Genomic DNA, 21,322 nt, shown 5'->3' on the forward strand with positions numbered 1-21,322 from the left:
CGAATCTTCGCGCGTCGCATTCATCACCTGGGCGTGCAACACGGCCGGTTGCCCAAAGGATGCCGCCTGTAGAGCGAAAGGCGTAGCCTATACTCTCTCATTTTTCGACTACAATTCAGGGCCGCCTATTGAGCGGTCCTCATAGATTCGATCCTGATAATCTCGCGGGAGGTGCCTGCCATGTATCGCAACGCTCGTCGGTGGACCTCACGCTCACTCCTGGTGGATTCGTTGATTCCCGGATGGCTGACCGTCGGCGGCAAGGGAAAGCCGCGCAAACCTGCCGAAAAGCACGAGGACAGTGCTCAACTTGCGGCATCCGTGCAAACTGCCGATGGAAACAAGTATGGTACGCTTGTCGACAATCCCCACAACAACGCGGCGCTCAACGAGCATGACTCTGAACATAGAGTGAGCGTGATCGAGGACCCGGACGGTCTGGCCAATATCACTCGCGTATCGCCGCCCTTGCCCGACGCCTTCGCAACAAGTCGCGAGGCGGGGGGGCGAAGCGGTCATACTGCCGCGTCCGTGTTGCCCGCCCACACGCCTGGTTTTGCAGGTTTCCAGCTGAACGCGAAAGGAATTGCATTCGGGGCTCAATCGACCCCTTATCGCACCTACGCTGGAACGAGCCTCATAGGCGATGATCCTTTGGCTCCATATCTGCCGCAAAGCCCTGCATCGACAACTTCGGGGCAGGGTTCTGCTGCGGTGGCGGCTGAGCGCACGCACTCGGGCAAAGTCGTCATTCTCGAATCGACGCCGTCGGCGCAGTCGACCGGGCAGCATGCTGGAGCAAATGCGCTGGCGTTTGGCATGCCCTTTGGTGTGTGCGGGTGCGGCTACTATACGTCCCCCACACGGATTCTCGATTGGGCCCATGGCGGCGCCTTGCTTCAGCAAGATGGTCAGTTGCCGGGAACAAGGCTGACCGAAGGTCCGGACTATGTGGAGACGATCAAGAAGGCCATCGGAGCCTCGGTCAGCGACCCGCTTCTCGATCGTAGCCTGTCTCCTCTCTCGGGCTGGCGCGGAACCGCAACGTGGACAGAATCAACGGCCCTGAACGGATCGTTGCCCGGCGGCGGAGAGACCGGAAAGGGCACGACCACGAAGGGTGTCGGCATTCTTTCCGGCTCGGTGACGACGCCGCCTCAACCTTCTGCGCAGCGCTCGTTGACGACGCAAAATCTGGCGGCCGCTGCTGCGGCGGCCAGCAACGCGATCGTGCTGGAAAACCAGAAGCAGGGCAATCCGGAGAGCGAGTGGGGCATCGACGGTGCCGGCAGCACCAACATCGAAGGGTTTGCGACCGACATCAGCGTCGACAACGGCAACACGGTCAGCTTCAAGATCAACACGAATTCCACCAACTACCGGATCGATATCTATCGACTCGGCTATTATGGCGGCATGGGCGCGCGCAAGGTCGCGACAATGCAGCATACCGGATTGCAGACCCAGCCCAATCCGTTGCGCAATGCTACGACCGGCACGGTCGATGCCGGCAACTGGGCGGTCTCGGCTTCGTGGACCGTACCTGATGATGCCGTCTCAGGCGTCTATATCGCCAAGCTCGTGCGCCAGGATGGCACCTCTGGCGAAAATCAAATCCCGTTCATCGTGCGCGACGATGCCAGCCACAGCGACGTCGTCTTCCAGACCGCAGACGAGACCTGGCAAGCTTACAACGGCTGGGGTGGCGCAAACTTCTATGGCGGCAACGGCCCCGCGACGGGCCAGGGCGCTGGTCGCGCCTATGCGGTCAGCTACAACAGGCCGATTGCGACCCGCGATGGAGTCGGCACCTATGCCGGCCCGCAGGACTATCTGTTCGGCGCCGAATATGCAGGCATCTACTGGCTGGAACAGAACGGTTATGACGTCTCCTATATGTCGGGCGTCGACGCCGACCGCTATGGCAGTCTCCTGCTCAATCACAAGACCTATATCGATGCCGGGCACGACGAATACTGGTCGGGACAGCAGAGGACCAATGTCGAAGCCGCACGCGATGCGGGCGTCAACCTTATGTTCTGGAGTGGCAACGAGGTCTACTGGCGTACCCGTTGGGGTAATGCCTACAGCGCCGACGGAACCCCTTATCGCACCCTGATCTCCTACAAGGAGACTTGGGGACCGCCCGGTACCAGCCTCGATCCTTCCAACGAATGGACAGGCACCTTCCGCGACCCGCGCCTCAGCCCGCCTGCTATCGGTGGCGGCAATCCTGAGAACTCGCTGACCGGCCAACTCTTCAAGGTCGATGACGTCGGCGGCAATCTTGGCGCGATCAAGGTTGCCTATGATGATGCCAACCTGCGCTTCTGGCGCAATACGAGCGTCGCAAACCTTCAGCCCGGCCAGACGGCAACGCTCACCAAGAATTATCTTGGCTACGAGTGGGATGAAGCGCCGGACAATGGCTTCGATCCGGCCGGCCTGGTAAAACTCTCGTCGACGACGCTGCCAGTCAGCACTTACTTGCTCGACTACGGAAACACGACCGGCGATGCGACCGCGACCCACAATCTGACCCTCTATCGTGCGCCCAGCGGTGCATTGGTGTTCGGCGCCGGTACGGTCTATTGGACATGGGGCCTGAGCGACAATCACGATAACGAGGCGACCCCCACCGATCCCCGCGTGCAGCAGGCAATGGTCAATCTGCTTGCCGACATGGGCGTTCAGCCGGGGACGCTGCAATCCGGGCTGACCGCCGCGACTGCTTCATCGGACCATACTGCGCCGACCTCCGTCATCACGGTACCCGCCACGGTGACCGCTGGATCCATCGTGACGATTTCGGGCACCGCTGCCGACACGGGCGGCGGGGTCATCGCCAGCGTCGAGGTTTCCACCGACAACGGTGCGAGCTGGCATCCGGCCACGGGCGACGAGAACTGGACCTACACATGGTCGCCGTCGATTGCCGGCACCTATACGATCCGGTCGCGGGCAGTGGACGACAACATCAACCTCGAGACACCCTCGGCGGGACGCACTGTCACCGTCACCGGGCCGACTTTTACATCACTCTTCGGCGGCGCGACGCCGGCGGTCGTCAACACCAACGACACTGCAGCCGTTGAGCTCGGGGTCAAATTCCAGTCCTCCGTGGCGGGCACGGTGAGCGGTATTCGGTTTTACAAGAGCAGCCTGGATACGGGCACACATAGCGGGTCGCTCTGGTCAAGCACGGGCACGCGGCTTGCGACCCTCACCTTCACCAACGAGACAGCCAGCGGCTGGCAGAGCGCTACTTTCTCGAGCCCGGTGACGTTGACACCCGGACAGACCTATACGGCATCTTATCATACGAATGTCGGCAACTATTCGACGACCGCCAACTACTTCCTCTCCAATGTGACGAGTGGCCCGCTGACGGCGCCGGCAAGCGGCAACGGCGTCTATAACTATGGCACAAGCGTATTCCCGGCGAGCAGCTTCGACCAGACGAACTATTGGGTCGATGTGATGTTCAACCCCTCGAATGCGAACAATACGACGCCGACGGCGGTCGCCGATGCGGGGGATGCGACCGAGAAGGGCGGGGTCGCCAATGGTTCGGGTGGTGTGGTTGCCAGCGGCAATGTGCTGACCAACGACACCGATCCGGATGCCGGCGACACCAAGACGGTCAGTGCGGTCAGCTTCGGCGCGACGTCGGGCACACTCGGCTCGGCGCTGAACGGCACCTATGGCAGTCTCGTTCTCAATGCATCGGGCACCTATAGCTATGCGATCAACGAGAGCAATTCCGCCGTCCAGGGGCTACGGCTGTCGACCAACACGCTGAACGATGTCTTCAGCTACACGATGCGCGATAGCGCCGGCACCACCGCCACGGCAAATCTGACCGTCACCATCCACGGCGCCAATGACGCGCCGGTGCTCGCCGTCCAGACGGCGACCCAGAATGCCACCGTCGGCTCCGCCTTCTCCTACGTGCTGCCGACGACGACCTTCACCGATGTCGACAGCGGCGAGACGCTGGCCTACGCGGCAACGGCTGCCGACGGCACGGCATTGCCCGCCTGGCTGAGCTTTAACGCCTCGACGCGGACCTTCTCCGGCACGCCGACAACGGGCGGCACTTATGGTGTCAAGGTGACGGCGACAGACCTCGGGGGCCTTGCCGCCAACGAGACCTTCAACATCGCCGTGTCAGTTCCCGGCAATACGACGCCGACGGCGGTTGCCGATGCGGGGGATGCGACCGAGAAGGGTGGTGTCGCCAATGGTTCAGGTGGTGTGGTTGCCAGCGGCAATGTGCTGACCAACGACACCGATCCGGATGCTGGCGACACCAAGACGGTGAGTGCGGTCAGCTTCGGCGCGACGTCGGGCACACTCGGCTCGGCGCTGAACGGCACCTATGGCAGTCTCGTTCTCAATGCATCGGGCACCTATAGCTATGCGATCAACGAGAGCAATTCCGCCGTCCAGGGGCTACGGCTGTCGACCAACACGCTGAACGATGTCTTCAGCTACACGATGCGCGATAGCGCCGGCACCACCGCCACGGCAAATCTGACCGTCACCATCCACGGCGCCAATGACGCGCCGGTGCTCGCCGTCCAGACGGCGACCCAGAATGCCACCGTCGGCTCCGCCTTCTCCTACGTGCTGCCGACGACGACCTTCACCGATGTCGACAGCGGCGAGACGCTGGCCTACGCGGCAACGGCTGCCGACGGCAGCGCACTTCCCGCCTGGCTTGCCTTCAATGCCTCGACGCGCACCTTCTCCGGCACGCCGACGACAGCAGGCAGCTATGGCGTCAAGGTCACGGCAACCGATATCGGCGGCCTCTCGACCAACGAGACTTTCACTATCGCCGCCGCGGCGGGGCCATCGACCTACAGCCTGTTTTCCGCCTCCAGCACGCCGGCCCAGACGAACCTCAATGATGGCCAGCAGCTCGAGCTTGGCGTCAAGTTCACGTCGAACGTTGCCGGGGATGTCACCGGCATCAGGTTCTATCGCAGCGCCAACGACAACGGTCAGAACGTCGTCGATCTGTGGACCGCGACGGGCACCAAGCTTGCCACTGCCACCTTCACCAACACCACGGCAAGTGGCTGGCAGACGGCGAACTTCACGACGCCCTTCACCATTGCCGCCAACACAACCTATGTCGCCTCCTACCACACGACCGGCGCCTACGTGGCGACCGACAGCTTCTTCACCACCGCCGTCACCAACGGTCCGCTGACGGCGCCAGCCGCCGGCAATGGCCTCTATGCGTATGGCGGCTCCGCCACCGCAGGTCTCTTCCCGACCAGCACCTTCAATTCAGCGAACTACTATGCCGATGTGGTCTTCCGACCGCAGCTTGCCGCGTGAAGGATCGGGGAGGTCGGGAACGGGATCGAAATGAGGCGCATGCGATGCAAATGCTTGCCGCGGCGACGGTCGCCCCGAACGTCCATATTCGAGGGATGTCGATGAACGGGATCGACCGGCTACCCGTGACAGTGCTCACCGGCTTTCTCGGCGCCGGGAAGACGACGCTTCTCAGCCACGTGCTGATGAATCGTCAGGGCCTGCGGGTCGCCGTGATTGTCAACGATATGAGCGAAGTGAACATAGACGCCAGTCTCATCCGAGACGGCGGCTGCAACCTGTCGCATACGACGGAGACATTGATCGAGCTCAGCAATGGCTGCATATGCTGCACCCTGCGCGACGACCTGCTGGCGGAAGTGCGGCGACTGGCCGAAGAGGGACGATACGACTATCTGTTGATCGAGGGGACCGGCATTGCCGAGCCATGCCCTATCGCGGCAACCTTTTCATTCCGCGACGAGAAGGGCGTCTCGCTCGCCGATTTTGCCAGCCTCGACACAATGGTGACCGTGGTCGACGCTGCAAACCTGTTAGCCGACTATAGCAGTGCCGATCTGCTCGCCGACCGCGGCCTGCAGCGCGACGGTGAGGATCGGCGCACGCTCATCGACCTGCTGGTGGATCAGATCGAGTTTGCCGATGTTGTCGTGATCAACAAGATCTCGGAGGCGAGCGAAGAGATCCGCGCTGATGTTCGCAAGATCGTTGCCGCGCTCAACCCGGATGCGCGCCAGGTGGAGACGGACTTCGGCAAGGTTTCTCTGGCAACCATCCTCAATACGGGCCTCTTCGATGAAGCAAAGGCCGCCGCGCACCCGTTGTGGCACAAGGAATTGTACAGCCCGGGCGACCATGTTCCAGAGACGGAGGAATACGGGGTCTCGAGCTTCGTCTATCGCACGAGGCGTCCCTTCGACCCCATGCGGTTTCGAGCATTCCTGGACGAGCCCTGGCCGGGGGTGATGCGTGCCAAAGGCCACTTCTGGCTTGCCACGCGCCCGCGTCATGTGGGCCTGATGTCGGCTGCCGGCATCCAGCGGCGCTGCGAGCCCATGGGGCTCTGGTGGGCAGCCGTGCCCCGGCAGGACTGGCCGAACCATCAGCAGTTTCGTCAGCATCTCGAGAGCCGGTGGGATAGCGCTTGGGGCGATCGTCGGCAGGAATTGGTCTTTATCGGCGTTGATATGGACGAGACAGCTGTGCGGACCGCACTGGACGGATGCCTCGCCAGCGCCGATCCGCGCGACTGGGCGACCCTCGAAGATCCGTTTCCGGCGTGGTAGCACGGGGCGGCGCAGGACACCCCCTGCGTCAACTGGCTTGACCAGCCGGACCGGCCCAGAATTCCCTTTCAACCAGCGTCAGCCACTGAGAGCGCCGCGCGTCTTTTCAGACGCGCTAAGGACGCTCTAACACTTTGAATGGGCGCATAAATCCTTCCAAAAATCGATTCCGATTTTCGGGGTCATGCGCTGGCAGTAGCCGCAGGCAGCTTTGGGGCCTTGTCGGTCGGGTATGAGGTGAGGGGTCATCATATCGGCGTATGGGGGTACCACCCACATACCCCAGATTGGTGTCATACGTTCCCTTGGCAAAGGTGCCAGAATGAATGTCTTCTATAGCGGTCGAAGGGCCGGCCGGTGCGGAAGGGGACGCCGCTAATGCGGAGAATTCATGTGAGTAATCGTGAGTACCTGAGTACATTTGGTGGAGCGTTGAGTATCTGTCGTGCATCCTCTGCCTGGAGCGCAGTCCTTGGATCCGCGACGGTCGTATCTTCGAGTACCGATGGATCCCCAAGCTTTGCCAATCAGAGCAGCGCAACCGTCCAATCCTCGTTCACCGGCACGGTCACATCATCCTTGATATCATCAGGCGACGTGCAATCGTCCCCTGCATCGTCGACCCCGATGCCGGCGTCTGCGGCCGATGTCGGGGCGCAGGACACGTCCACGAAGACGGCGTCGGCTGCGACGGTCTTCCAGACGGCTTCCTCGCCGCCGCAACGCACCGTGCTTGGCCCGGATCCTTACGAGGAGGCTGCGACACTGCCTGCCGCTCCCACGCTTACGGGTATTGCCAGCGACGCCGATACCGGCAGCGCCAAGACGGCGGCGCCGGTCAGTTCTTCCAGCAGTCTCGACACGGCTTCGTTGCGCCTTCAGGCGTCGATAGCATCCATCTCGGTGGAGCCAAGCCAGGACGTTTCTGCCGAGACGACTGCGGCTCCGACGGCACTGGCGGCACCGCTGGCGGCGGCCGCGGCTGCGGCGACGCCCAACAAGATCGCGCTCGAAAACCTGAAGCAGGGCAACCCGATCAGCGAGTGGGGTCTGGAGGGCGACGGCGGCGGCACCATCCAGGGCTTCGCCACAGAGATCAGCACGAATATCGGCCAGACCGTCGATTTCAAGATCGCCACCGATTCCACCCATTACCGCATCGATATCTACCGCATGGGCTATTATGGCGGGGACGGCGCGCGCAAGGTCGGCTCCATCGAGCAATCGCTGACCACGGCGCAGATCCAGCCTCACCCGATCGTCGATATGTCGCTCGGCCTGATCGACTGCGGCAACTGGTCGGTCTCGGCGAGCTGGCAGATTCCGACGGACGCGGTCTCCGGCGTCTATTTCGCCAAGCTGGTGCGCGAGGACGGCGTCGAAGACGCCAGCATCATTCCTTTCGTCGTGCGCGACGACGCCTCCACCAGCAATATCGTCTTTCAGACGTCCGACACGACATGGCAGGCCTATAATGCCTGGGGCGGCGCCAGCCTCTATTATGGCGAAGTGCCCGTCGATCCCGCAGACATGATCGGCTACCTGCCGCCGAACTGCAGCTGCGGCCTGCAGGCCATCGGCCGGGCCTCGGCGGTCAGCTATAACAGACCGATCATCACCAATACGAGCCCGGTCGGCGGTTCGCACGATTACATCTTCGGCGTCGAATCCTCCGCCATCTCGTGGCTGGAGCAGAACGGCTACGACGTTTCCTATATTTCCGGCGTCGATGCGACGCGCAACGGCGCCCTGCTGCTCAACCACGATGCCTATCTCTCCGTCGGGCATGACGAATACTGGTCTGCCGAACAGCGCGCCAATGTCGAGGCGGCCCGCGATGCCGGCGTCAACCTCGCCTTCTGGAGCGGCAACGAGTGCTACTGGAAGGTTCGCTGGGAAAGCAGCATCGACGGTAGCGGCCAGGCCTACCGCACCATGGTCTGCTACAAGGAAACCTGGGGCACGAGCACGGATCCGAGCAATGTCGGCACCGGCACCTGGCGCGATCCGCGCTATGCCGATCCGGGGCAGCAGCCGGAAAATGCGTTGACGGGCACGATGTTCCAGGTGGACAGCTACCGCCAGGATACGATCTCCATCCCCTACGACTATTCGAACCTGCGCTTCTGGCGCAATACCGATGTCTCCCAGCTGACCGAAGGCGAAACCTACAACCTGGTGCAAAACCTGCTCGGCTACGAGTGGGATTCCGATGTCGAGAACGGCTTCCGTCCGGATGGTCTCATCAACCTGTCGCTCTCGTCGGTCTCGGTCGATACCTATCTGCGAGATTACGGCGCAACGATTGGTTCGGCCGTCGCCACCCATAGTCTCACCATGTACCGGGCGGAAAGCGGCGCGCTCGTCTTCGGCGCCGGCACCGTCTTCTGGTCCTGGGGGCTGAGTGACAACCACCAGGGCCCGGCCACGTCAACCGATCGCAACGTGCAGCAGGCGATGGTCAACATGTTCGCGGACATGGGCATTCAGCCGACGACGCTGGATGCGAGCCTGATCCTTGCGACACAATCGACCGACACGCTGAAGCCCACCTCGTCGGTCACGTCGCCGATCGTCGGCGCAAGCTTCCTCGAAGGGCAGCATGTGACGATCACGGGAACGGCGCAGGATTTCGGCGGCGGCATCATTGCCGGCGTCGAGGTCTCGACCGATGGCGGCCAGCACTGGTTCAAGGCCACCGGCCGCGAGAGCTGGAGCTATAATTGGGTCGTGCAGGCGAGCGGCACTTATACGGTTATGTCACGGGCCGTCGACGACAGCGTCAATATGGAGGCGCCATCGGCGGGCAAGCAGGTGACTGTCACCCTGCCTGGAACGACGGGCCTCTGGACGCTTGCGGAAAAGCCGGCGGTCGAAGTGGCGATCGATCGCGATTCCGTCGAGCTCGGCCTGCGCTTTCAGACGACGACGGCAGGCTCCCTGGAGGGCATCCGCTTCTACAAGGGCTTCAACAATATCGGCGACCATGTCGTCAGCCTCTGGAGCGCCAACGGAACGCTGCTGGCGACCGGCGTGTCGGTCGGTGAGTCGCTCTCCGGCTGGCAGACAGTGATGTTCTCCAGCCCGATCCAGATTGCCGCCGGCACGACCTATGTGGCCTCCTATCACAGCAGCGGTTTCTACTCGCTGACGAACAATTATTTCACCGGCGGCACCTATGCCAGCGGCGCGGTGAAGGCCGTCGATGGCGGCGGTGTCTTCGCCTACGGCACCACTGCCGGCACGTTTCCCGGCCAAAGCCCCGGCACCGGCACCAATTACTGGGTCGACGTGGTCTTCGATGCCGGCCCCAACAGCGCCCCGGTCGCGACCGACGATATTGGGCTGACCATCTCCGGCAATGATACCGTCGTCATCTCCATCGCCTCACTTGTCGGAAACGATACGGACCCCAATGGCGATGCGCTGACGATTTCGGCCGTCGGCAATGCCGTCAACGGTACGGTGACGCTCAACAAGCAGAACGGCACCGTCATCTTCACGCCGACCAACAATTATTCGGGGCCGGCAAGCTTCACCTATACGTTGTCGGACGGGCGCGGCGCCACGGATCAGGGCAGCGTCAGCCTCACCGTGAACCCAGGCCCTGCCGGGGAAACGCTGTTTACATCAAGTGAAGGGCCGACGGGCGCAGGCTTCAACGACGGCCAGTCGATGGAACTCGGCATGAAGTTCGTCGCTTCGACCGGCGGCATGATTACAGGTATCCGCTACTACAAGGCGGCCGGCGATACCGGCGCCCATACCGGCTCCCTGTGGACGGCCGACGGCACGCTGGTCGCGACCGTCACCTTCGCCGACAGCGGATCGGTGAACGGCTGGCAGACCGCGACATTCGCCAACGCGGTGCATATCGCGGCCGGCACGACCTATGTCGCCTCCTACAGCACCACAGGCTCCTATGTGGCGACGGCAAACTATTTCACGACAGCCCATACCAACGGCGCGCTGACGGCGCTGGCCGGCAGCAATGGTGTCTACGCGGTCGGGGGCTCGGCATTCCCGACCTCCAGCTACCAGTCGTCGAACTACTGGGTGGATGTCGTCTACAATCAGTCGACGGGCAACGCGGTGCCGGTCGCTGCCAATGACAACGGCTACACGACCTATTTCAACACCGCACTGTCGATTGCCGCAGCCAGCTTGCTTGCAAACGATACCGATGCCGATGGCGACCCGCTCAGCATCACCGGCGTCAACGGTGCGATCAACGGAACGGTGACCTTCAACAGCCAGACCAAGTCTGTCACTTTCACGCCAACGGCGGGTTATACGGGTGCGGCGAGCTTCTCCTATTCGATCTCGGATGGGTACGGCGGAGCCGCCTCGGCCACGGTCAGCCTCACTGTCGGCACGCCGCCCGGCGGAGGCACGACGTCGAGCCTGTTCACCGGCGCCGACACCTCGGGTGTTGCCGCCGCCAATGATGCCAACTCGGTCGAACTCGGCGTCAAGTTCATCGCTTCCGCCAGCGGCCAGATCACCGGGATCACTTATTACAGGAGCGCCCAGGATACCGGCACGCATGTCGGATCGCTCTGGACGGCGAGTGGCCAGCTTCTGGCCCAGGCGACCTTCATCAGCGAGACGGCGAGCGGATGGCAGACGGTTTCCTTCACCCAGCCGATCAATGTGACCGCCGGCGCCACCTATGTGGCAAGTTACCATTCGAACGGCTTCTATTCCGCAACGGCGAACTACTTCACGATGGACCATACGAGCGGCACGCTGACGGCGCCGGCAAGTTCGGTCAGCGGCGGCAACGGCGTTTATGCCTATGGCACGGGCAGCCTGTTCCCCAATTCCTCCTACAATGCCAGCAATTACTGGGTCGACGTGCTCTATCAGCAGGGCTCGCAGAATGCGGTTCCGGTCGCCGTCAATGACAGCGGCTTGTCGACCAATACCGGCACGCCGATCACCATCCAGGCCTCAGTGCTCCTGGCCAACGACACCGATGCCGATGGTGACCCGCTTGTCATCACCGGCGTCAGTGGCGCGGTCAACGGCTCGGTCGCCTACAATGCCCAGGCCCAGACGGTGACCTTCACCCCGACGGCAGGCTATTCGGGACCGGCGAGCTTCAGCTACGCAATTGCAGACGGCAAGGGCGGCACGGCGTCGGCGCAGGTGGCACTCACCATCAACGGCGGCCAGGCGGCAGGGCCGGAGCAGAACCTCTTTGCCGCCAATGCGACGCCTTCAATCGTCTCCGTCAACGATAACCAGCCGGTCAATCTCGGCATGAAATTCCAGGCCGATACGGCAGGCTGGGTCACCGGCATCCGCTTCTACAAGGGGACAGACAATACAGGCCCGCACAACGGCTATCTCTGGACCGCCTCGGGCACATTGCTCGGCAGTGTCAGCTTCAGCAACGAAACGGCAAGCGGCTGGCAGACCGCAACGCTCACCCAGCAGGTCGCGGTCGCCGCGGATACGACCTATGTCGTTTCCTACAGCACCAACGGCAATTATTCGGCGACCGGTAATTACTTCAGCACCGATGTGACGAACGGCGACCTGACGGCGCTCAGCGGCACCAACGGCGTCTATGCCTATGGGTCGAGCGGCTTGTTCCCAAGTGCCAGCTATAACAGCACAAACTACTATGTGGACGTAGCATTCAGACCGCAGCTCGCGGCGTAATATAAGCGAGCGGGGAGTACCGATGATGAGTGCAGACAACAGACTTCCGGTGACGGTCCTTGCCGGTTTTCTTGGCGCCGGCAAGACGACGATCCTCAACCATGTCCTGCGCAATCGCGAGGGGCGCCGGGTCGCCGTCATCGTCAACGACATGAGCGAGGTGAATATCGATGCCGATCTCGTGCGCGACGGGGGAGCGAACCTGTCACGGACGGATGAGACGTTGGTGGAGCTCACCAATGGCTGCATCTGCTGCACATTGCGCGACGATCTCCTGAGCGAAGTGCGCCGCCTCGCTGCCGCCGGCCGTTTCGACTATCTGCTGATCGAGGGCACCGGGATCGCTGAACCGCTGCCGGTCGCAGCGACCTTCTCCTTCCGCGACGAGAGCGGGGCAGCCCTCTGCGACGTCGCGCGGCTCGACACGATGGTTTCCGTCGTCGATGCGGTCAATCTTCTGGCCGATTATGCGAGCGCGGAATTCCTGAGGGATCGCGGCGAGAGCCGGGACGGAGACGACGAGCGCAAGCTGGTGGAACTGCTCGTCGAGCAGATCGAATTTGCCGATGTCGTGGTCATCAACAAGGCGCAGGATGTGCCGCCTGCAGCGCTTGCCGAGGTTCGCCGCATCGTTGCCGGACTCAACCCCGATGCCCGCGTCATCGAGACCGGTTTCGGCCGGCTGAAGCTCGATGCCATCCTGAATACCGGCCTCTTCAGCGAAGCGAGAGCTGCCCGCCATCCGCTGTGGCACAAGGAACTCTTCGGTTGGGGCGAGCATGTGCCGGAGACGGAAGAATTCGGCATTTCGAGCTTCGTCTATCGCAGCCGCCGGCCGTTCGATCCCTCCAGGCTGCGGGATTTTCTCGACAGGAAATGGTCGGGCCTCATCCGCGCGAAAGGCCATTTCTGGCTGGCGACAAGGCCCGACGAGATCGGCCTGCTGTCGATTACCGGGACGCAGTGCCGCATCGACACCAAGGGCTTCTGGTGGGCATCCGTGCCGAAGGCGCAATGGCCGCGTTATCCGCAGTTCCACCAGCTCATCGACCGGCATTGGGACGAGGTCTGGGGCGACCGCCGCCAGGAACTCGTTTTCATCGGCGCCGGCTTCGACGAAGACGCAATCCGCACCGCGCTCGGCGACTGCCTGACCGGTGAGGAGACGGGCTTCGATCCGCAGACTGCCGCCGGGCTTCGGGACCCGTTTCCGGCCTGGCAGCACGCACATTCAAATAGTTAGAGCATCCTAATGGACGTAAGACGCCCTGAGATGAAGACGTTTTGATTATCAACCGGAGGAGAGAACAATGAGCAACGAACTTTACGCAGATGGCATCGGCGAAATCACCATCACGGGAACCATTGTGCGGATCGACCTGATGTCGCTCTCGGCCACCGATCGTGACGCCAACAACAACCCGAAGCCGGTTTTCCGCCAGCGCATCATCATGCCGGTCGATGCCTTCGCCAATGCGGTCGATCTCATGCAGAAGGCGCTTGGCGGTTTGGTCGAAGCGGGTGCGGTCCGTCGCATCGGCGATATGTCGACTGCGGCGGCTGCCGATATCCAGTCGGTGCAGGCCGGCGCTTCGAACGCCTCGCCGAACTTCAACTGATAAACAAATATTGCCTCGGTCTCGTACTGTTTCGGGTGGGCCATGAGTGGTTTTCTGCATACCAACCTGCACTGTCTTGCGCTGGTCGCGCGTCATCACGGCGTCGATCTTGCTCCTGAACGATTGCAGCACGATTATGCCGTCGGCAACGATCCTGTTGCCGTGCGGCAGCTGCTGCGCATGGCCAAGGATGCCGGCCTTAGGGCAAGGCATCTGACGCTCGACTGGCGATCCTTGTTCCAACTTGGCGAGGCATTCCCGGTGCTCGCCGAGCTGACGAACGGCAACTGGGTGGTCATCGCCGGCGCTATCGGGAGCGGGGAGGATGAGAGAATCCGCGTTCTCGACCCGCTGGCATCACGCGCCGAAGTGATGATGCTCAGCGAAGAGCAGTTCACCAAGGCCTGGCTCGGATCGGTGATCCTGCTGAAGCGCAACTATCGCATGTCCGATGAGGACCGGCCCTTCGGCTTCCGCTGGTTCGTCCCCGAGATCATCAAGCAGCGCAGCTTCTTCCGCGATGTCGCGCTCGCCGCCTTCGTGCTCTACGGGCTGGGGCTGACGACGCCGATCTTCTTTCAGCTCGTCATCGACAAGGTGCTGGTGCATCAGAGCTATGCGACGCTGATGGTTCTGACAGTGGGCATTGCGATCGCGCTCGTCTTCGACGCGACCTTCACCTTCCTGCGCCGCTATCTGCTGCTCTATGCAACGAACAGGATCGACATCCGCGTCGCGACCCGCACCTTCGGCCATCTGCTCAACCTGCCGATCGCGCTCTTCGAGCAGGCCTCAGCCGGCGTTCTCGTCAAGCATATGCAGCAGACGGGGCGCATCCGCGAATTCCTGACCGGCCGGCTGTTTCTCACACTGTTGGACGGCGTTTCGCTCCTGGTCTTCGTGCCGATCCTGCTTCTCTACAGCGTCAAGCTGACGCTTGTCGTGCTCGGTTTTGCCGCCCTCGTCGGGCTCGTGGTGATGATGCTCGTCGGGCCGTTCCAGCGCCGGTTGCAGGCGCTCTATCAGGCCGAAGGCGACCGGCAGGCATTGCTGGTGGAAACCGTGCACGGCATGCGCACCGTCAAATCGCTGGCGCTGGAGCCGCGCCAGCGCAAGGTGTGGGACGATTATTCGGCCCAGTCGATCTCCGTGCGTTTCCGGGTCGACAAGATCTCGACCATCGCCCAGGCGATGACCGGACTGCTGGAGAAGCTGATGAGCGTCGCGATCATCGGCCTCGGCGCGCTCGATGTCTTCAGCGGCGCGATGACGATCGGCGCGCTGGTTGCCTTCAACATGCTCGCCGGCCGGGTCTCGGGACCACTGGTGCAGATCGTCACCATGGTGCACGAATATCAGGAAGTCGCGCTCTCCGTGCGCATGCTCGGCGAGATCATGAATCAGCGGCCGGAGCAGGCGGGCCGCGGGCGAGGTGTTCGGCCGCATCTGCAGGGTCGCATCGAATTCGACAGGGTCACCTTCCGCTACGGCCCGGATAGCGCGCCGGCGCTCGACAATGTCTCCTTCGCCATTCCGACGGGCTGCCTCTTCGGCGTGGTCGGCAAGAGCGGCTCGGGCAAGACGACGATCACAAGGCTCATCCAGGGCCTCTATCAGAGCCAGGAAGGCCTCGTGCGCATGGATGGTTATGACAGCCGCGAGATCGACCTCGTGCATCTGAGAACGAGCATCGGCGTCGTGCTGCAGGATAGTTTCCTGTTTCGCGGCTCGGTGCGCGAGAATATTGCCGCCGCCAAGCCCGATGCCAGCATCGAGGAGATCATGGAAGTTGCCCGTATCGCCGGCGCCGAGGAGTTCATCGAGCGCCTGCCGCGTGGCTTTGACACGATGCTGGAGGAAAACGCCTCCAACCTGTCAGGCGGCCAGAAGCAGCGGCTTGCCATTGCCCGCGCGCTGATCACCGATCCGAAGCTGTTGATCTTCGACGAGGCGACGAGCGCGCTCGACCCCGACAGTGAGGCGATCATCCGCGAGAATCTGAGCCGCATCGCCGCCGGCCGCACCGTCATCATCGTCTCGCACCGGCTTTCGACGCTCGTCGATGCCGATGCCATTCTCGTCATCGATCGTGGCAAGGTCGCCGATATCGGCCGGCACGATCAGCTTGTATCGCGCTGCATGACCTATCGCCACCTGTGGTCCCAGCAGATGAGGCAGGTCGCATGAACGCGCACACCAGAAAACCCAGCGAGAACCTGCCGGTCCCTTCAGGCAACGGCCCTTCAGACAAGGCGCCCTCAGGCAAAGGAAGGGAACTGACCGCCCGCCCGCCGCTGCCGCCGGCAATTGCGGAGTTCCAATCCGATGCGGTCGAGCTCGAGGAACGCGCGCCGCCCAGAGTTGCGCGCATGACGCTCTATTGCGTGACGGCGCTGATTGCTTCGGCGATCATCTGGGCCTCGGTCTCGTCGATCGACGAGGTGGTGATCGCGCCCGGCAAGCTCGTCACCACCCAGCCGACCATCGTCGTCCAGCCGCTCGAAACCTCGATCATCCGCACGATCGAGGTGAAGGCCGGCGAAGTGGTGCATGCCGGCCAGACGCTCGCGACCCTCGACGCTACTTTCAGCCAGGCCGATGTCGACCAGCAGCAGGCGAAATTCTCCGCGCTCGACGCCCAAGTGCGGCGCATCGAGGCCGAGCTTGCCGGCAACGATTACACGGCGGGAGATACGCCCGACCAGATGCTGCAGGCGCAGCTCTTCGGCCAGCGACGGGCCTTCTACACGGCGCAGCTGCAGAATTTCGAGCAGCAGATCGCCGGCCAGTCAGCCGCTCTTCTGGCGAGCAAGAACCAGGAGGCCGTGCTCAATGACAGGCGCGATGGGCTCTCTCAGATCGAGGCGGCGCGGGAGCGGCTCTACAACAAGCAGAGCGGCTCGCTGATCACGCTGCTCGGCTCGCGCGGCGGCCGCCTCGACGTCGAGTCCGATCTGACGGCCGTCCGCGGCCGGGCCGACGAGGCCGCGCACGCCTATGCCAAGCTGAGCGCCGACCGCCAGGCCTTCATCGAGGATTTCCGCCGGGCGGCGATGGAGCAACTGGTGGAGCTGCGCGGCCAGCGTGACATGGCGGACGAGGAACTGAAGAAGATGGCACTGCGCCGCAACATGGTCGTGCTGACGGCGCCGGCCGATTCCGTCGTGCTCGACCTAGCGCAGCGCTCGGTCGGTTCGGTGGTGCGGGAGGCGGAGCCGGTGGTCACACTCGTGCCCATTAACGTGCCGCTGGAAGCGGAAGTCTCGATCAACACGCGCGATATCGGCCGGGTCGCCGTCGGCAAGGAAGCCCGTGTCAAGCTCGACGCCTATCCGTTCCAGAAATACGGAACCGCGACAGGCGAGGTGAGGACCATCAGCCAGGACACGTTCCTCACGGGCCAGCAGGAGCAGACAGCCACGCCCAGCCAGCCGGCCGCCCCCTTCTTCAAGGCGCGGATCCTGCTTGCCGATACCCGGCTGAATGCCACAGATGTGCCGGTGCGACTGCTTCCCGGCATGACTGTGACCACGGAAATCAAGGTCGGCAACCGTACGGTGATCTCCTATTTCCTGTATCCGCTGCTGCGTGGCCTCGACAACGCAATACGCGAACCGTAGGTCGTGACGATCAGTTTGCCCCGAACGAGATCCCGAGTGAGATTCAAGGCAGATATTTCGCATCCCATGGCCGCGGCCTGGCCCGCCCGCATGTCGTGAAGTCGGATTTGCCCGGCTTTCAGGGGCGCGCACTATCAACGAATCGCCGAACGCGCCAAGCTTTCGCTCAGCATTAACTTCGATCGATTGGGAATGAGTGTCACAATGATTCACGACGTCTGCATCATAGGCGGCGGTATAGTTGGTCTTGCCACCGCCATGGCCGTTCTGGAAAAGCGCCCCGGTGCAAGTGTCGTTCTCCTTGAAAAGGAGCCTGGCTTGGCCCTCCACCAGACAGGGCACAACAGCGGCGTCATCCACGCGGGAATCTACTATGCGCCAGGCAGCTTGAAAGCGCGCCTTTGTCGGGAGGGGGCCGATGCCATCAAGGCGTTCTGCAGGGAGAAGGCTGTACCTTATGAACAATGCGGAAAACTGGTGGTTGCCACCAACGAGCTCGAACACCGCCGCCTGAAGGATCTGGCCGAACGGGCAAAGATCAACAACATCGATATCGAATGGCTCGATCGGAAGACGCTGAAACAACGGGAGCCCATGGTCGAAGGCGTCGCGGCAATTTTCGTTGGGGCGACGGGTATCGTCGACTACAAGGCTGTGTGCGTCGCCATGGGCGCTCATCTGGCCGCTCAGGGCGTGGAAATCGAATTGAATACGCAGGTTTCCGCGATCCGCGAAACCTTGGATCTCGTGGAGATTGCAGCGGGTGATCGCCAATGGCGGGCCAGACAGCTGATCGCCTGCGCCGGCCTGCAGTCCGACCGCATCGCCAAACTTGCGGGCCTCAAGATCGATCATCAGATCATACCGTTCAGGGGCGAATATTTCCGTCTGCCGCCGTCGCGGAATGGACTGGTCAGGCACCTGATCTATCCGGTGCCCGATCCGTCGCTTCCATTCCTTGGCATTCATGTCACCAAGATGATCGACGGCAGCCTTACCGTCGGACCCAATGCGGTTCTGGGAATGGCGCGCGAGGGGTATCCGAAATTCAGCATAAACATCCGGGATCTCAGCGAGTGTCTCTCGTTTCCGGGCCTATGGCGGCTTCTCTGGAAGAACGCAGGGGGCGCCGTGAACGAATTCAGGGACTCGCTGTGGCGGAAAAACTATCTGGAAGCGTGCCGCAAATACTGCCCATCGCTGACACTCGAAGACCTTCAGCCGATGGAAGCGGGCATCCGGGCCCAGGCCGTCATGCGGGACGGGCGCCTGGAGCATGATTTCCTGTTCCTAAAAACGGGTCGCATGCTGCACGTCTGCAATGCGCCGTCGCCAGCGGCCACATCGTCGATCCCGATCGGCCGGGATATCGCCGACAGGTGCTTTTCCGCCGGCTGAACGAAGCCGTGAGAGAAACCGCATGACGTTCAAGACAAGATTTCTCGAAGCCGGAATGAACGATGCCGGTCGCTCCGGGCTGCGGCGCCAGCGGGAGGTCGACCTCGTGCCAGGGCAGGACAAGGAGAACTGGCATAGCTTCGATGCGACCGGCGCCGTGCCGTTTATCCGGCTCCGAGTGGCAGCCTTTTTCGTTTCTTCATTCTGCCGTCGCCGGAAGACGGGCTGACGCCTGAGATCGATCGAGAGATCAACGCGACAGCCGCACCGGAGTACAAAATCCATGCCTGTGCCGATCTACGACATCTTCGACGGTATCGACCGGTTCGTTGAGCCCCATGCCGCGAGTACGCTGGTCCGGTTCGATGGAGGCGATCCGCCAAGCCTTGCGTCCTCACCAGAAGCTTGTCAGTCTTGCTCGGTTGCCCTGAGCGGTAGGGCATCCCTCCCTGTTGCCCCGTTCCAATAGGCCGGGGCCTGCGCCAGAGACAAGAACTATTGGTGCTTCCTTCCGCCGACGGCGTTCCTTACAATCTTGCCTGTTCTCCCCGTCCTGGAAATGAGGTTTTCATGAGCACGCTTACCCGCTTCTCCGTTCAGCCGCTCTCGACCATGACCCGCCGTCTTGCGGATGTCGCCTCCGCTCGTCGCGAACCAGACCTGGTCATCCAGGGCGCGCGCGTCTTGTCCACCTATTCGGAGCGCTTTCTCGACGGACGGGAAGTCTGGATTTCGGGGGGCCGCATTGCGGCCGTGAAGCCGGCCGGCAGCTACAGGGGCGCGAGCGCTAAGCTCTACGACGCCAAGGGCGGCATCATCGCGCCCGGCCTGGTCGATCCGCATATCCATATCGAATCCTCGATGGTGACGGCCTGCGCCTATGCCGAGGCGGCGCTCCTCAACGGCACGACGACGATCTTTTGCGACAGCCACGAGATCGGCAACGTGATGGACGTCGCCGGCGTCGAGGCCATGCTCGAGGATGCACGGCAGGCGCCGCTGTCGATCTTCCTGACCGTACCGAGCACCGTGCCGGCGACGACGCCGGATCTGGAAACAGCCGGCGGCGACCTGACGCCGGACAAGATCGCGGCGCTGTTCGACAAATGGCCGGAAGCGGTGGCTCTCGGTGAGAAGATGGATTTCGTCCCCGTTGCGATGGGCGACGAGCGCAGCCATGCGATCCTGGCTGCAGCACTCGAGCGCGGCAGGCCGGTATCGGGCCATGTCTACGGACGAGAGTTCGTTGCCGCCTATGCCGCATCCGGCGTTACCGACACGCATGAAGCCATAGACCGCGACATTGCCGACGACCTGCTGGAAGCCGGCGTGTGGATCTTCCTGCGCGGCGGCCCGCCGACGACTCCCTGGCATTCGCTACCGCAGGCGATCAAGACGATCACCGAGCTCGGCGCTTCCCACAAGCGCGTCGCCGTCTGCACCGACGACCGTGATGCGGAGGATCTGCTCGCCTTCGGCCTGGACTGGGTAACGCGCGAAGCCGTGAAATACGGCATGAGGCCGGAACAGGCCTGGGCGATGGGTTCGCTGCACGGCGCGACGCGGTTCGGAATGGAAGGTGAAATTGGCGGTCTCGGCGGCGGACGCCGCGCCGACCTGGTGCTTCTCACCGACGACCTTACGCCGGTCAGCACCTGGTATGGTGGCGAACTCGTCGTCGACGGCAAGAAGATCACGCCGATCCTCGACGAAGCCCTGTCGAAACCGTACCGCTATCCGGATGCCGCCTACCACACGGTCAAGCTGCCAAAGAACCTCAAACTGACGCCGGACCTGCCAACGGAGACGGTCGTTGCTCATACGATCAAGACGGAGCTGCCTGGCATCACCCTCGGCCATGTCACCGTCACGCTGGAGCCGGCCAATGACTGGCAGGCGCATTTCGACAAGCACGACCTCTGCTTCGTGACAGTGGTGGAGCGTCACGGCAAGTCTGCCGGCAATGTCGCCCACGGACTGCTCAACGGCTTCGGCCTCAGACAAGGCGCGGTCGCATCTTCGGTTGGCCACGACAGCCACAACATCATTGTCGCCGGCACCAATGCAGCGGATATGCAGGTGGCGCTCGATGCGATCGCCGAAAGGCAGGGTGGCGTCTGTGTCGTCATGGATGGCAAGGTGACGGCCATGGTGCCACTGCCGATCGCCGGGCTTTTGTCCGACAAGCGCGTGCACCAGGTTGCCGACGAGGTAAAGGCCTTGAAGCTCGAATGGGAAAAGGCAGGCTGCACCATCGCCTATATGGGCTTCAACCTCATCCCGCTATCGGTCATCCCGGAAATCCGGATAACCGACAAGGGTCTGGTGCTGGTGCCGGAAATGGTGATCTCGCCACTCTTCGAAAAGGCCTGACCGG

The 21,322-nt window shown here is 62.5% G+C and carries 10 protein-coding genes; all 10 read left to right on the forward strand.

Annotated features, from left to right (window positions below; translation table 11 throughout):
- Positions 1-180 precede the first annotated feature (180 nt).
- The 10 genes from C3Y91_RS00790 (at position 181) to C3Y91_RS00835 (ending at position 21,318) form a co-directional block, all read left to right on the forward strand.
- On the forward strand, positions 181-5,352 hold the full coding sequence (locus C3Y91_RS00790) for a N,N-dimethylformamidase beta subunit family domain-containing protein (protein WP_168574875.1): 5,172 nt from the start codon (positions 181-183) through the stop codon (positions 5,350-5,352).
- A 101-nt stretch (positions 5,353-5,453) separates the two neighbouring features.
- Complete coding sequence (locus tag C3Y91_RS00795; protein ID WP_024323480.1) at positions 5,454-6,638, forward strand: GTP-binding protein; 1,185 nt, start codon at positions 5,454-5,456, stop codon at positions 6,636-6,638.
- Between the two features lie 378 nt (positions 6,639-7,016).
- Positions 7,017-12,308 (forward strand): DUF4082 domain-containing protein, encoded by a 5,292-nt coding sequence (locus C3Y91_RS00800; protein ID WP_042941122.1) that lies wholly within the window; start codon positions 7,017-7,019, stop codon positions 12,306-12,308.
- A 22-nt stretch (positions 12,309-12,330) separates the two neighbouring features.
- Entirely contained in the window at positions 12,331-13,551 is a 1,221-nt protein-coding gene (locus C3Y91_RS00805) for a GTP-binding protein (protein ID WP_027688835.1), read from the forward strand.
- A gap of 67 nt (positions 13,552-13,618) precedes the next feature.
- Positions 13,619-13,927 carry a hypothetical protein gene (locus C3Y91_RS00810; RefSeq protein ID WP_018067994.1) on the forward strand — a complete coding sequence of 103 codons (309 nt, stop codon included), beginning with the start codon at positions 13,619-13,621 and terminating at the stop codon, positions 13,925-13,927.
- A gap of 42 nt (positions 13,928-13,969) precedes the next feature.
- A complete protein-coding gene (locus C3Y91_RS00815) occupies positions 13,970-16,114 on the forward strand; it encodes a peptidase domain-containing ABC transporter (protein ID WP_024323477.1) in 2,145 nt (714 codons plus the stop codon).
- Entirely contained in the window at positions 16,111-17,547 is a 1,437-nt protein-coding gene (locus tag C3Y91_RS00820; protein WP_168574876.1) for an HlyD family type I secretion periplasmic adaptor subunit, read from the forward strand. The genes C3Y91_RS00815 and C3Y91_RS00820 overlap by 4 nt, the downstream gene beginning before the upstream one ends.
- A 192-nt stretch (positions 17,548-17,739) precedes the next feature.
- Positions 17,740-18,945 carry an L-2-hydroxyglutarate dehydrogenase gene (lhgD, locus tag C3Y91_RS00825; protein ID WP_081377678.1) on the forward strand — a complete coding sequence of 402 codons (1,206 nt, stop codon included), beginning with the start codon at positions 17,740-17,742 and terminating at the stop codon, positions 18,943-18,945.
- Positions 18,946-18,967: 22 nt separating this feature from the next.
- A complete protein-coding gene (locus C3Y91_RS00830) occupies positions 18,968-19,174 on the forward strand; it encodes a hypothetical protein (protein ID WP_027688833.1) in 207 nt (68 codons plus the stop codon).
- 341 nt (positions 19,175-19,515) lie between these two features.
- The gene (locus C3Y91_RS00835) at positions 19,516-21,318 is read left to right on the forward strand and encodes an adenine deaminase (protein WP_027688832.1); all 1,803 of its coding nucleotides are present in this window, start codon (positions 19,516-19,518) and stop codon (positions 21,316-21,318) included.
- Positions 21,319-21,322 lie beyond the last annotated feature (4 nt).

Origin of the sequence: Rhizobium ruizarguesonis (assembly GCF_012349115.1) — a bacterium.
GTDB classification, from domain to species: domain Bacteria; phylum Pseudomonadota; class Alphaproteobacteria; order Rhizobiales; family Rhizobiaceae; genus Rhizobium; species Rhizobium ruizarguesonis.

Bases quoted from the DNA above. Each gene is read 5' to 3' on its own strand.
- C3Y91_RS00790 (WP_168574875.1), top strand. From the start codon at position 181: ATGTATCGCAACGCTCGTCGGTGGACCTCACGCTCACTCCTGGTGGAT.
- C3Y91_RS00795 (WP_024323480.1), top strand. From the start codon at position 5,454: ATGAACGGGATCGACCGGCTACCCGTGACAGTGCTCACCGGCTTTCTC.
- C3Y91_RS00800 (WP_042941122.1), top strand. From the start codon at position 7,017: ATGCGGAGAATTCATGTGAGTAATCGTGAGTACCTGAGTACATTTGGT.
- C3Y91_RS00805 (WP_027688835.1), top strand. From the start codon at position 12,331: ATGATGAGTGCAGACAACAGACTTCCGGTGACGGTCCTTGCCGGTTTT.
- C3Y91_RS00810 (WP_018067994.1), top strand. From the start codon at position 13,619: ATGAGCAACGAACTTTACGCAGATGGCATCGGCGAAATCACCATCACG.
- C3Y91_RS00815 (WP_024323477.1), top strand. From the start codon at position 13,970: ATGAGTGGTTTTCTGCATACCAACCTGCACTGTCTTGCGCTGGTCGCG.
- C3Y91_RS00820 (WP_168574876.1), top strand. From the start codon at position 16,111: ATGAACGCGCACACCAGAAAACCCAGCGAGAACCTGCCGGTCCCTTCA.
- lhgD (WP_081377678.1), top strand. From the start codon at position 17,740: ATGAGTGTCACAATGATTCACGACGTCTGCATCATAGGCGGCGGTATA.
- C3Y91_RS00830 (WP_027688833.1), top strand. From the start codon at position 18,968: ATGACGTTCAAGACAAGATTTCTCGAAGCCGGAATGAACGATGCCGGT.
- C3Y91_RS00835 (WP_027688832.1), top strand. From the start codon at position 19,516: ATGAGCACGCTTACCCGCTTCTCCGTTCAGCCGCTCTCGACCATGACC.